A 13,209-nucleotide genomic window follows, 5' to 3' on the forward strand; every position below is an offset into this window, starting at 1 on the left:
CGGGGCCGCGAAGGGTCAGGCCAGCGGACCGACCTCGCGTTCGATTGCGGTACGCAGGTCGCGGTCGGACACCGTACGGCGGGCCGCCTCCATGGCCGGGGCGAGGAAGATGTCCGGGCCCGGCTCGCCGGCGAACGCCCGTACCGCCTCGACCGCCGCACGGCCGGCCGGCGACGGCACCAGCGGCGCGCGCAGCTGAAGGCCGCGCACCGCGGCCAGCAGCTCGACCGCGAGAACGCTGGACAGGTTGTCCAGCACGGTGCGCAGCTTCTTGGCCGCCGCCCAGCCCATCGAGACGTGGTCCTCCTGCATCCCGCTGGTGGGCAGGGAGTCCACCGAGGCGGGCGCGGCCAACCGGCGGTTCTCCGCCACGATCCCGGCCGCCGTGTACTGGGCGATCATCAGCCCGGAGTTGACCCCGGCGTCGGGGGAGAGGAACGCCGGCAGCTCCCGGTTGCGGGCCACGTCCAGCAGCCGGTCGACCCGCCGCTCGGCGATCGCCCCCACCTCGGCGGCGGCGATGGCCAGGAAGTCGGCGGCGAAGCCGAGCGGAGCACCGTGGAAGTTTCCGGTCGACTCGACCCGGCCGTCCGGCAGCACCACCGGGTTGTCCACCACCGAGACCAGCTCCCGGTCCGCCACCGTCCGCGCGAACTCCAGCGTGTCCCGGGCGGCCCCGGCCACCTGCGGCGCGCAGCGCATCGAGTACGCGTCCTGCACGGCGTGCGCCAGGTCGTCCCGGTGCGAGTCCATCACCCGGGAGTCCTGGAGCAGCCGGTGGATGTTCGCCGCCGAGGCCGCCTGTCCGGGGTGCGGACGGATGGCGTGCAGCTCGGGCAGGAAGGGCCGCTCGGAGCCGAGCATCGCCTCGATGCCCAGCGCGGCGGTGACGTCGGCCATGGTGAACAGGTGCGCGGCGTCGTCGATGGCCATCAGCAGCATGCCGAGCATGCCGTCGGTGCCGTTGATCAGCGCCAGCCCCTCCTTGGCGGCCAGCTCGATCGGCTTGAGCCCGGCGGCGGTCAGCACGTCCGCCGCGTCCTGACGCTCGCCGGTCGGGCCGAGCACCCAGCCCTCACCGAGCAGGACCAGCGCGCAGTGCGCCAGCGGCGCCAGGTCGCCGGAGGCACCCAGCGAACCGTGCTCCGGCACCCAGGGCGTGATGTCGTGGTTGAGCAGGTCGAGCAGTGCCTCGGCGACCAGCGGGCGGACGCCGGAGTGGCCGAGCGCGAGCGAGCGGACCCGTAGCAGCATCATCGCGCGGACCACCTCGCGCGGCATCGGCGCGCCCACCCCGGCGGCGTGCGAGCGGATCAGCGCGTGCTGGAGCTCGGCCCGGCGCTCCGGGGCGACGAACGTGTTGGCGAGCGCCCCGAACCCGGTCGACACCCCGTAGACGGGGCGGCCGGACGACTCGATGCCGTCCACGATGGCCCGGCTGGTCGCCATCGCGTCGATGGTGGCCGGGTCGAGAACGACCTTGGCGGTGCCGCGGGCCACCGCGAGCACGTCGGCGGGGGAGACCCCGGTGGGCAGAATGGTCACGGTCGTCATTGCGGAACTCCGTTGAGCAGGACCTGGCGGATCAGTGGAACACCGGGCCGGTAGGCCAGGTGCAGGTACGACGGCGCTTCCAGGACGACCAGGTCGGCCCGGGCGCCGGGGGTGAGCACACCGATGTCGTCGCGGCGCAGCGCCCGCGCGCCGCCCAGCGTCGCGGCCCGGACCGCCTCGGCCGGGGTCATCCGCATCTCGCGGACCGCGAGGGCCACGCAGAACGGCATCGACGAGGTGTACGACGAGCCGGGATTGCAGTCGGTGGCGAGCGCGACGGTGACACCCGCGTCGAGCAGGCGGCGGGCGTCCGGGTACGGCGAGCGGGTGGAGAACTCGGCGCCGGGCAGCAGGGTCGCCACCGTGCGGGTCCCCGACCCGTCGGGGTGGGCGGTACCGGCCAGCGCGGCCACGTCGGCGTCGCTGAGGTGGGTGCAGTGGTCGACGCTGGCCGCGTCCAGCTCCACGCCGAGCCGCACGCCGGGGCCGGGGCCGAGCTGGTTGGCGTGCACCCGCACGCCCAGCCCGGCGGCCTGCCCGCAGGCCAGGATGGCCCGGGCGTGGTCGACGTCGAACGCGCCCCGCTCGCAGAACACGTCGATCCACTTCGCGTGCGGCGCGGCGGCGGCCAGCATCGGCCCGCACACCAGCCCCACGTAGTCGTCGGGACGGTCGGCGTACTCGGCGGGCACCACGTGCGCGCCGAGGAAGGTGGTCTCGGCGCTGGCCTCGGCGGCGATCCGCAGCGAGCGGGCCTCGTCGGCGACGGTCAGCCCGTACCCGCTCTTGATTTCCATGGTGGTGGTGCCCTGCCGCAGCGCCTCCCCGCGCAGCCGGCGCACGGTGGCGCGCAGCTCGTCGTCGGAGGCGGCCCTGGTCGCGCCGACCGTGGTGCGGATGCCGCCCCCGGTGTACGGCTCGCCGGCCATCCGGGCGGCGAACTCGGCGGCCCGGTCGCCGGCGAAGACCAGGTGCGCGTGGCTGTCCACGAAGCCGGGCAGCACGGCGGCCCCACCGGCGTCGACCCGCCGGTCGGCGGCGGGCGCGTAGGCCGCGGGCCCGACCCAGGCCACCCGGCCCTCCTCGATGAGAACGGCCGCGTTCCGGCGGATGCCCAGCGGGCCCTCGCCGGCGCCGTTGGTGACCAGCTCCCCGATGTTGTCCACCAGCAGGCTGCTCATGAGGGAGTCACCGCCTCGATCGAGGCCGACAGTTCGGCCGGCACGTCCACCGTCAGGTGCCGGCCCTTGGCCACCACCACCCGGCCGTCCACCACGACCTGTACGACGTCCGCCGCCCCGGCCGCGAAGAACGCGCCGACCGGCGGCACCCCGGCGGTGCGGGCGCTGTCCAGCCGTACCGTGACCAGGTCGGCGCGGGCGCCGACGGCGATCCGCCCGGCGTCGGCCCAGCCCAGCGCGGCGTGCCCGGCGGAGGTGGCGGCGATCAGCAGCTCGGCCGGGCTGAAGTGGCCGCGGCGCCGGGTGCGCAGCCGCTCGTCCAGCTCCACCGCGCGGGCCTCCTCGAAGAGGTCGATCACGGCGTGGCTGTCGCTGCCCAGGCTCAGCCGGATCCCCGCGTCGGCCATCAGCCGGGCCGGGCCGATGCCGTCCGCGAGGTCCCGTTCGGTGGTCGGGCAGAGGCACACCCCGGTCCGGCTCTCCCCGAGCAGCGCCAGGTCACCGCTGGTCGGGTGGGTGGCGTGCACGGCCGTGGTGTCCGGCCCGAGCACGCCGTGCTCGGCGAGCAGCGCGGTGGGCGTACGCCCGTGCACCGCCCGGCACTCGTCGTTCTCGGCGGGCTGCTCGGAGAGGTGCACGTGCAGCGGCGCCCGCCGGTCCCGCGCCCAGTCGGCCACCGCGCCGAGCTGGTCGGCGGGGACCGCCCGCACCGAGTGCACGGCCGCGCCGACCCGCGCGTGCCCGTCCGTCGGCTGGAACGCCGTCGCCCGTTCGGCCCAGCGGGCCGCGTCGCCGTCGCCGAAGCGTCGCTGCGGCCCGGCCAGGGCCCGGCCGTCCACGCCGGCGGTCAGGTAGCAGGTGTCCAGCAGGGTGAGCCGGATCCCGGCGTGCGCGGCGGCCTCGACCAGCGCCTCGCCCATCGCGTTCGGGTCGTCGTAGGCGCCGCCGTCGGGCCGGTGGTGCAGGTAGTGGAACTCCCCGACGCAGGTGATCCCGACCAACGCCATCTCGGCGTAGACCGCCCGGGCCAGGGCGAGGTACGTGTCCGGGTCCAGGCGGTCCGCGACGGCGTACATCCGGTTCCGCCAGCTCCAGAAGTCGCCCCGGCCGCCGTGGGTACGCCCGCGCAGCGCCCGGTGGAACGCGTGCGAGTGCACATTGGCCAGGCCGGGCAGCGTCAGGCCTGGCAGTCGGGTCGCGTCCCGCAGCACCTCGACGCCGGCGGCCGGGCTTCCGGCCCCGACGAGTGGCGTGCGCGCCGTGATCCGGCCGTCCTCGACCTCGATCAGCACGTCCGGCGTGGGCTCGGCGTACTCGGGCAGCCAGGCGTACTCGGCCAGCCAGCGGGTCACCGGCATGTCAGCTCCTCAAGGACCCGGGCCAGCGCCACCACGCCGGCGGCGCAGTCCGCGTCGGTGGCCGCCTCGGCGGGGGAGTGCGACACCCCGGTCGGGTTGCGCACGAAGAGCATCGCGGTGGGCAGGTGCGCGGCCAGCACCCCGGCGTCGTGCCCCGCGCCCGTCGGCAGCACCGGCGCCCCGAGCAGCGTGGCCAGCCGGCCGGCCAGCCCGCCGTCGAAGGCGACCAGCGGCGTCACCGACTCCTCGGTCACCGTCACCGCCGTACCGTCGCGGCGCGCCCGCTCGGCGAGCTTGCCCCGCACCGCGTCGACCAGCCCGGTCAGGGTCTCCGGGTCGGCGGCGCGGGCGTCCAGCCAGCCGGTCACCCTCGACGGGATGGCGTTGGTGGCGTTCGGCTCGACGGCGACCCGACCCACCGTGGCGTGCGCGCCGCGCAGCCGGGCCTCCTTGTTGGCCGCCAGCACGGTGAACGCGTAGGTGAGCATCGGGTCGCGGCGGTCGGCCATCCGGGTCGTACCCGCGTGGTTGCCCTCGCCGACGACGTCGAAGCGCCACCGCCCGTGCGGCCAGATCGCGCTGGCCACCCCGACGGGCGCGTCGGTCTCGACCAGCGCGCGGCCCTGCTCGACGTGCAGCTCCACGAAGGCGCCGAACCGGCCCAGCAGGTCCGGGCGGGCGCCCGCGGGCTGGTCGCCGAGCGCCTCGGCGAAACTCACCCCGGCCGCGTCGCGCAGCCCGGCCGCGCGGTCGGCCGGCAGCGCCCCGGTGAGCAGCCGCGACCCCAGGCACGGTACGCCGAAGCGCGCGCCCTCCTCCTCGACGAACGCGGCCAGCACCAGCGGTCGGCCCGGCGTGACGCCGGCGGCCCGCAGCTCGTCCACGGCGAGGAACGCGCTGACGATGCCGAGCGGCCCGTCGTACGCCCCGCCGTGCGGCACCGAGTCGAAGTGGCTGCCGGTCAGCACCGCGTCCCCGGCCTCCGGGTCGCCCCAGTGGGCGAACAGGTTGCCGTTGCCGTCCTCGGTGACCGGCAGGCCGCGCTGGTCAGCCTGGGACCGGAACCAGGTCCGCAGCTCGAACTCGGGCTCGGTCAACGCGTAGCGCAGGTAGCCACCGCTGCCGGCGTCCCGCCCGACCGGCGCGATCTCGTCCCACAGCTTCCGGAACCGGGCGGCAAGGTCGTCGGTCACGCCGGGCCCTCTGCCATCGGGGTACGGACGCCGGTGCGGGTCGCGACCTCGCGGGCGATGTCGTAGCCGGCGTCGACGTGCCGGATGACGCCCATCGCCGGGTCGTTGGTGAGCACCCGCTCGATCTTCTGCCCGGCGAGGGCGGTGCCGTCGGCCACGCAGACCTGCCCGGCGTGGATGGACCGGCCGATGCCCACCCCGCCGCCATGGTGGATGGACACCCAGGAGGCGCCGCTGGCCGTGTTGACCAGCGCGTTGAGCAGCGGCCAGTCCGCGATCGCGTCGGAGCCGTCGGCCATCGCCTCGGTCTCCCGGTACGGGCTGGCCACGCTGCCCGCGTCCAGGTGGTCCCGGCCGATGACGACCGGCGCGGAGAGTTCTCCGGAGGCGACCATCTCGTTGAACCGCACGCCCGCCCTGTCCCGTTCGCCGTAACCGAGCCAGCAGATCCGGGCCGGCAGGCCCTGGAAGGCGACCCGCTCGCCGGCCAGCCGGATCCACCGGGCCAGCGACTCGTTCTCGGGGAACAACTCCAGGATGGCCCGGTCGGTGGCGGCGATGTCGGCCGGGTCACCGGAGAGCGCCGCCCACCGGAACGGGCCCTTGCCCTCGGAGAACAGCGGCCGGATGTACGCCGGCACGAAGCCGGGGAAGTCGAAGGCCCGCTGGTAGCCGGCGAGCTGCGCCTCGCCCCGGATCGAGTTGCCGTAGTCGAAGACCTCCGCGCCGGCGTCGAGGAAGCCGACCATCGCCTCCACGTGCCGGGCCATGGACGCCCGGGCCCGGTCGGTGAACTCGGCCGGCTTCGCCGCCGCGTACTCCCGGGCGTCGGCCAGGTCCACCCCCACCGGCAGGTACGACAGCGGGTCGTGCGCGCTGGTCTGGTCGGTCACGATGTCGATCGCGACGCCCCGGCTGAGCAGCTCGGGGAACACCTCGGCGGCGTTGCCGACCACGCCGACGGAGAGCGCCCGCCGGTCCCGCTTCGCGGCCAGCACCCGCCGCACCGCGTCGTCCAGCGAGTCCGCCACCTCGTCCAGGTAGCGATCGTGCACCCGGCGGTCGAGGCGGGTCCGGTCGACGTCCACGATCAGGCAGGCGCCGCCGTTCATGGTGACGGCGAGCGGCTGCGCGCCGCCCATCCCGCCGCAGCCGGCGGTCAGCGTCAACGTGCCGGCGAGGGTGCTCTGGAACCGCTTGGCGGCGACGGCCGCGAACGTCTCGTAGGTGCCCTGGAGGATGCCCTGGGTGCCGATGTAGATCCACGAGCCGGCGGTCATCTGCCCGTACATCGTCAGGCCGAGCTGTTCGAGGCGGCGGAACTCCGGCCAGGTCGCCCAGTCGCCGACCAGGTTGGAGTTGGCCAGGAGCACCCGGGGCGCCCACTCGTGGGTGCGCAGCACACCGACCGGGCGGCCGGACTGCACCAGCATCGTCTCGTCCTCGCGCAGGTCGGTCAGCGTGCGGACCAGCGCGTGGTACGACGGCCAGTCCCGCGCGGCCTTGCCGGTGCCGCCGTAGACCACCAGGTCCTCGGGGCGTTCGGCCACCTCGGGGTCGAGGTTGTTCATCAACATCCGCAGGGCGGCCTCCTGCTGCCACCCGCGGGCGGTGAGCTGGCTGCCTCGTGCGGCACGGACGTGCTGGGTCATCTCTGATCTCCTCCGGGTCAACCGAGGAACAACTGACGGCGGGCCGCGGAGGCTTCGAACGCCTCCAGGCGGCGCTGGGTGTCGGCCGGCGCGGCGTCGCAGATCGCCTGCAACAGCACCATGGCCAGGGTCATCGGGGCGGTGTGCAGGTCGAAGACGAGCTGGGCGCCGACGGCTGCGGGGAGCACCACGTCGGAGTGTTCGGTGGCCGGGCTGACCGGCGAGTCGGTGATCGCCACCACGGTCAGCCCGGCGGCCCGCGCGTCGCGCAGCGCGTCCAGGGTCTCCCGGGGATAGCGGGGCAGCACGAAGGCCAGGACCGCCGAGGCGCCGGCCTCGGCGGCCTGCTCCAAGCGGTCGGCGAGCAGGCTGCCACCGTCGTCGAGCACCCGGACGTCCGGGTGCACCTTGGCGGCGAAGTAGGCGAAGTACGCGGCCAGCGGCGCGGCGGCGCGCAGGCCGAGCACCGGTAGCGGGCGGCTGGCGGCGAGCAGCCGGCCGGTCTCGGCGATCCGGTCCCGGTCGGCGAGCTGACCGGCGAGTCGGTCCAGGTTGCCCATCTCGGCGCGGACCGCCTGCTGGAGTTCGTTGCCGGCGTCCGCCGGGCCGCCGGGGGTGGCGGTGGTGAGGTCGCGCAGCCGGCGGCGCAGCGCCGGGTAACCGTCGTGGCCGAGCGCGACGGCGAACCGGGTGACCGACGGCTGGCTGACCCCGGCCAGCTCGGCCACCTCGGCCGCGGACAGGTACGCCACGGCGGAGGCGTGCTGCACCAGGCAGTGGGCGATCCGACGCTGGGTCGGGGTGAGCCGCACGCCGTGGAACAGGTCGAGCACCCGCTCGGTGGGCGCGGCGACAGCTCCTTCATTCACGGCATGACTCTATGCATGAAAACTTTCAGAGGGCAACCGTTCCTTCGCCACACGTTCCACTGACCGGTCGGTGGGCCGACCGGTGGGCGACCGGGCGAGCGTCCCCTCTGTAGGATCCGCACGGCGGTCGAGCAGAGGAGTGCGCATGCAGTCGGTTGGCCCGTACCGGTTCACCCACATGTTGGGCACCTGCCCTGTGGGCAAGGCCTGGGCTGCCATCGACGAGCAGGGCCGTTTCGTCACCGTGGCGGTGCTGGACGCCGTGGCCGCGAGCACGCCGGGGTGGCGTGAAGCCTTCGCCGGGACAGCCAACGCCATGTCGCAGAGGCCGGGCGGCCAGGCTTTCGCGTACGCCGACTTCTTCGCCGCCGAGCCGTGGGCTGCCTATCCGGCCGAGGCCGGCCAGGGCGCCGAGAAGTTGTTCCGCGCGCTGGGGCAGGAATACCACCCGGCGCCGACGGAGAACAGCGGCTCACCCGAGGACGGCGGCTCGACGGAGCCGGTCACCGGGGTGCCGCGGCAGGTCTCCGGACCGCCGCAGTCGGTGTCCGGCCCTCCGCAACAGGTCTCCGCGCCACCGCAGCCGGTGTCCGGCGCCCCGCTGCCGACGTCCGGAGCACCGTTCGCGCCGTGGGCGCTGCACGCCGGCGGGCTGCCGACCGTGCCGCCCGCACCGACCCCGTCGCCCGCCACCGACGCGCCCCAGTCACCCGCGCCGGTGTCCGCCGCTCCGGCGGATCCGCCTCCCTACGACCCGTTCAACGCCTCGGCCCGGCGCATCAAGCCGTCGGAGCCGCCGCCGCGCCGTACCGGGCTCTGGGCGGGGCTCGCCGCGCTGGTGCTGGTGGCGGCCGTGGGCAGTGGAGTGGCCATCTGGTCGATCGCCGGCAAGGACCAGCCCGATCCCTACACTCCGCCGACCGCGATCGCCACGGCGTCCTCCGGTGACGCCGCGGCCGAGCCGGCCCTGAAGCCGTGGGCGCAGGCCACCCTGTACAGCCCGGAGGAGCACGCCCTCGCGGTCGCCGCGCCGTCGCTGGTCTTCATCGAGGCGGTCTTCACCGGATACGTCCGCGACACCAGGACGAACGCCCTGGTGTACCCGCGGCCCGTCTCCTTCATCCGTCGGTGCAGTGGCTTCGTGGTGAGTCCGGACGGCCACGCCGTCACCAACGGGTCCTGCGTCAAGCCGACGGAGGGGCACGCCCGCTGGCTCGCCGTCGACGCGCTGGCCAGGGTGCTCGTGCAGGAGAAGAAGCTTTCCGCCGCGCAGATCTCCACCTACATCGCGACCAACCTCGCCAAGGTGCGGTTCACCGGCGTGGAGCCGACCACCGAGCCGACCAGCGCGGTGTACGGCCAGCTCAACACCGCGAAGGGCAACGTGACGGAGGCGCCGGCCATCCCGGCCGAGATCGTCCGGAGCCTGCCCGAGGACAGCGGCAACACCGCACTGATCAAGCTCGCCCAGGGCGGTCTGCCCGCGGTGGAACTCAACCCGTCCGCCAGCCTGGCGGCGGACGCCTCGGTGCGCATCCTCGCCTTCACGACCACCGACGTCGTCTTCCGCAACGCCACCTACCGTCCCCAGTCCAAGCTGGTGACGATCACCGGTACGAGCGAGCGCGGACCTGTCTCGTTCTACCTCATCAACGAGGATCTCGGCACGGTGTCACACGGGGGCATCGCCCTCGATCCCGCCGGTCGGGTGGCCGGCCTGATCTACCAGGATCAGGCGAGTCCGGACCGCGCGAACCGAGCGGTGCTGCCGGCGTCGACGATCGCCGCGCTGCTGGCCGAGGCCGGGGTCGGAAACGCGCTCGGCGACTCCGACAAGCTCTACCGCGGCGGCCTGGACGCGTACTTCGGCGGCGACTCGTCGAGCGCCATCACCCAGCTTGAGGGCGCTGCCGCCGCGTCGCCCGCCAACCTGCTCGCGCAGGCCTACCGGCAGAACGCCGCCGAGCGTCAGCGGTTGGAGAGCGCGTCGCGGGCGCAGTCGGACACCCTCGTCCTCGTGCTGGTCGGCTCCGCGGCCCTGCTGCTCATCGCCCTTGTCGTCCTGGTCGTGATGCTCGTCCGTCGTCGCCACCACTGAGCGACCGACGACCGGACAATTTCGCCGGATCGGACACATCGGAATATAAGCGTTGATGGTCCCGTCTCGGCGATCACTCTCATTGGTCATTCCCGCAGTGAAAAAACCGTGCCGCCCAAAAAGTCAGATGTTCGGGTGAACTCGAATCCACCGGACGGTGTGCCGTGGCCGGCCGGCCCTTGCCAGGGTCTGCACGTGGGCTGATCCGAGCGGTGACCAGCGAAATCCCTTGGTGGGCAAGCGATTTCCGCTCGACATCACGACGCCCGGCAGGTGATGGTGTGCCGATGCGGCGATCGCTATACTCCGTCTTGTTGCGCGATGGATCTTCATTGTCGTCGATCGAGGGAACGGTCCTGCGAACGCGTCGCTGAAAATCGCTGCGAATGGTGGCTTTCATGGGGGTGGCGAAGGTGAGCGTGTCGGATCGTCGTGTCTTGTGGACTGGCGGGGCTGGCCGGCTGAGCGGTCAAGGCAGTCCGGGCGGGCTGCGAAACGGCGTCCGTCCGTGACGAACCACCCCGCATACTCGCCCCCCTCCTTGCGTGACGCCGCTGGCAGCACACTCCCCTCCGGCGACCGGCCTCCGCTGCCGATGATCGATGGGCCCACGGTGCCGTCGATGCCGGCCGTCGGCGCCTCGACCCTCCCGCTCACCCGTGTGGCGGACCAGGTGACCCCGGCGATCTCGGTCTGCATCGCCGTCCGGGACCGGCCCGAGCTCCTGGTGAAGTCCATCCAGAGCGTGCTCGCCGGCAGTTTCGACGATTTCGAGCTCATCGTGGTCGACGACGGTTCGGCCGTACCCGCTCAGGACGGGTTGGCCGAGGCGGGCCTGCTCGCCGACCGGCGGATCCGCCTCGTCCGGCAACAGCCCACGGGGATCAGCGCCGCGCGCAACGCTGCCCTGCGCGTCGCGCGCGGCAGGTTCATCACCGTGCTCGACTCGGACGACGAGTTGGCCCCCGACGGTCTGGCCCGGATGCAGGAATTCATCGCCCGGACGGGTGCGCGCTGGGTCTACACGGACTACGAGGAGATCGTCGGCGGTTCGGCGAAGGTGATCAGGCTCCCCTCCTATCCGGATGCCCGTCGCATGCTCCGGTCCGTGCTGACCCGGCCCCGGCTGCCCTTCAAGCACTCCGGCATGACCATCGACCGTGAGCTGCTGCTACAGCTCGGCGGGTACGACGAGCAGATGTCCATCAAGGTGGATGTCGAACTGGTCCTGCGCGCCCTCAGCAACGGGGTCCACCTGCGGCGACTCGACGAGCCGATCGTTCGATTCCATCGGCACAGCGGCAGCATCAGCCGGCGGCGCATCGCCGGCCTCGTCGCTTGGCGCAAGATGATCAAGATGTACAGCCGTCCGCGTGTTCCGGGGCTCGCCCTGGCCGTCGTGACGGTGCGCGCGGTGAGTGAGATCGGCAAATGGTTGGTCACGGCCCTCGGGCGGTGATCCGCCCCCGCACGGGACGGCGTCGTCGACCGCATGGATCGGCTCCGCCGTCGATGGCTCCACGCCGGTCGAGCGGCACCGCGAGAAGCCGACTCATGACGCTCTGACATCCCGGAGCTGTCGGCGTGGCGCGACACCTCGAAGGACTGATCGGATCACAGCAGGAGCGCCCGAACCGCCACTAGGCAGGACGCCTTTCTGCCGCATAGGGTGCACGTCGCGATCTCCCGACGGGGGCGATGTGGGAAAGGAAGGTCGTGTCCGCGCACACTCAGTTCCTCACGGCTGTCACGCCACAGCAGACACCGAGGTTCGACCCGGATCTGGGGGTGATCACGCCTCCCTCCAACGGCATGGCACGGTCCGTGTTCGCACGCCCGGTCGCACCACGGGCCAACTGGCGACGGCGCTACGTGGCCTGGCTGGTCCTGCTCGACGCGCTCGCGGCCCTGGCCGCCAGCCGGACGGTCGTCGCCCTGCTGGCCGAGGCCGACGCCGGCTTCTGGGATCAGCGGGTGCTCGGGAACGTCAGCTCCTTCACCCTCGTGGCGAACATCGGCGTCCCCCTCGGTTGGTTGCTCCTGCTCGTCGCCGCCGGGGCGTACGACCAGCGTGCGCTCGGGCTGGGCACCGAGGAGCTCAAGCGGGTGGCCCGGGCCAACCTCGCGATGGCCGCCACGGTCTCGTTCCTCGCCCTCGGCTTCAAGAAGGACCTGTCCCGGGCGACGGTCGCCGCCATCATCATCTGCCTGCTGCTCTACACCCTGGTGGCTCGCTTCGCCGCTCGGGTGGTGCTGCGCCGGATCCGGCGCACCGGGCGGGCGTCGCAGAAGGTGCTGCTGGTCGGCCGGCTCTCCGACGCGCTCGCGCTGCACGAGGTGGTGACCCGCAACTACGGTGCCGGGCTCCACCCGATCGCCATCCACCTGCCACATCACCCCCGACCGGGCGAGCGGGTGAACGCCCCGGTGCCGGTATACGTGGGCTGGGACCTGGTGCCGCTGGTCCAGCAGCTCGGCGCGGACACCATCGCGGTCTGCGGCCCCGCCAGCCTGGAGTCGTACGAGCTGCGCAAGCTCGCCTGGCAGTTGGAGGGCACCGGCCTGAACCTGGTGGTGGTTCCCCAGGTCACCGACGTCACCGGCCCGCGCATCCACGTCCGGCCGATCGAGGGCCTCCCCCTGCTCAATGTGGACGAGCCCACCATCTCCGGCCTGTCGCTGCTGGCCAAGACCGTGCTCGACCGGGTCACCGCACTGCTCGGGCTGGTGCTGCTGAGCCCGGTGCTGCTCGCCATCGCCCTGGCCATCAAGTTCAGTGACCCGGGGCCGGTGATGTTCCGGCAGACCCGGATCGGTCACGAGGGCCGCGCTTTCAAGGTCTGGAAGTTCCGGACCATGTACACCGACGCCGAGCAGCGGCTGGCCGCCCTGCAGCATCGCAACGAGAGCGACGGCCTGCTGTTCAAGATGAAGGACGACCCTCGGGTCACCCCCATCGGCCGGCACCTGCGGGCGCTCTCGCTGGACGAGCTGCCCCAGCTGATCAACGTGCTGCGGGGGCAGATGTCACTGGTGGGCCCGCGCCCGCTGCCCACCGAGGACGACGACTACCGCGGTGACGTCCGCAGGCGGCTGCTGGTGCGGCCGGGCATCACCGGCCTCTGGCAGATCTCCGGCCGCTCCGACCTGACCTGGGACGACGCGGTCCGGCTGGACCTGCACTACGTGGACAACTGGTCGCTGGTGTACGACCTCGCCATCCTGTGGAAGACGGTCAGCGTGGTGCTGGCCCGGCGGGGCGCGTACTGATCCGGAGTTCCGGAGACGTCGACGGGCGGTGGCC

9 protein-coding genes are annotated in these 13,209 nt (G+C 73.1%); 3 read left to right on the forward strand and 6 right to left on the reverse strand.

The window, feature by feature from the left end:
- Window positions 1–15: 15 nt before the first annotated feature.
- Genes hutH through EAD89_RS07670 form a run of 6 tightly spaced genes read right to left on the reverse strand, consistent with a single transcriptional unit; the run spans window position 16 to window position 7,807 of the window.
- The gene (gene hutH, locus EAD89_RS07645; RefSeq protein ID WP_121675222.1) at window positions 16–1,554 is read right to left on the reverse strand and encodes a histidine ammonia-lyase; all 1,539 of its coding nucleotides are present in this window, start codon (window positions 1,552–1,554) and stop codon (window positions 16–18) included.
- Entirely contained in the window at window positions 1,551–2,735 is a 1,185-nt protein-coding gene (gene hutI, locus EAD89_RS07650) for an imidazolonepropionase (protein WP_121675223.1), read from the reverse strand. Before hutI ends, hutH begins: the two co-directional genes overlap by 4 nt.
- Complete coding sequence (locus EAD89_RS07655; protein WP_199733438.1) at window positions 2,732–4,087, reverse strand: formimidoylglutamate deiminase; 1,356 nt, start codon at window positions 4,085–4,087, stop codon at window positions 2,732–2,734. Before EAD89_RS07655 ends, hutI begins: the two co-directional genes overlap by 4 nt.
- Window positions 4,084–5,286 (reverse strand): allantoate amidohydrolase, encoded by a 1,203-nt coding sequence (locus tag EAD89_RS07660; protein WP_121675225.1) that lies wholly within the window; start codon window positions 5,284–5,286, stop codon window positions 4,084–4,086. The genes EAD89_RS07655 and EAD89_RS07660 overlap by 4 nt, the downstream gene beginning before the upstream one ends.
- A complete protein-coding gene (gene hutU, locus EAD89_RS07665; RefSeq protein ID WP_121675226.1) occupies window positions 5,283–6,938 on the reverse strand; it encodes a urocanate hydratase in 1,656 nt (551 codons plus the stop codon). The genes EAD89_RS07660 and hutU overlap by 4 nt, the downstream gene beginning before the upstream one ends.
- A gap of 17 nt (window positions 6,939–6,955) precedes the next feature.
- Entirely contained in the window at window positions 6,956–7,807 is an 852-nt protein-coding gene (locus EAD89_RS07670; protein ID WP_121675227.1) for a MurR/RpiR family transcriptional regulator, read from the reverse strand.
- 145 nt (window positions 7,808–7,952) lie between these two features.
- Between EAD89_RS07670 and EAD89_RS07675 the strand changes: the two genes are divergently transcribed.
- From EAD89_RS07675 to EAD89_RS07685, 3 genes are all read left to right on the forward strand, one after another.
- Window positions 7,953–9,905 (forward strand): trypsin-like peptidase domain-containing protein, encoded by a 1,953-nt coding sequence (locus tag EAD89_RS07675; protein WP_121675228.1) that lies wholly within the window; start codon window positions 7,953–7,955, stop codon window positions 9,903–9,905.
- 439 nt (window positions 9,906–10,344) lie between these two features.
- The gene (locus EAD89_RS07680) at window positions 10,345–11,364 is read left to right on the forward strand and encodes a glycosyltransferase (protein WP_147458774.1); all 1,020 of its coding nucleotides are present in this window, start codon (window positions 10,345–10,347) and stop codon (window positions 11,362–11,364) included.
- Window positions 11,365–11,717: 353 nt separating this feature from the next.
- Window positions 11,718–13,175 (forward strand): sugar transferase, encoded by a 1,458-nt coding sequence (locus tag EAD89_RS07685; protein ID WP_233578306.1) that lies wholly within the window; start codon window positions 11,718–11,720, stop codon window positions 13,173–13,175.
- Window positions 13,176–13,209: the final 34 nt, after the last annotated feature.

The sequence above is a fragment of the Micromonospora sp. BL4 genome, assembly GCF_003667505.1.
Classification (GTDB): domain Bacteria; phylum Actinomycetota; class Actinomycetes; order Mycobacteriales; family Micromonosporaceae; genus Micromonospora.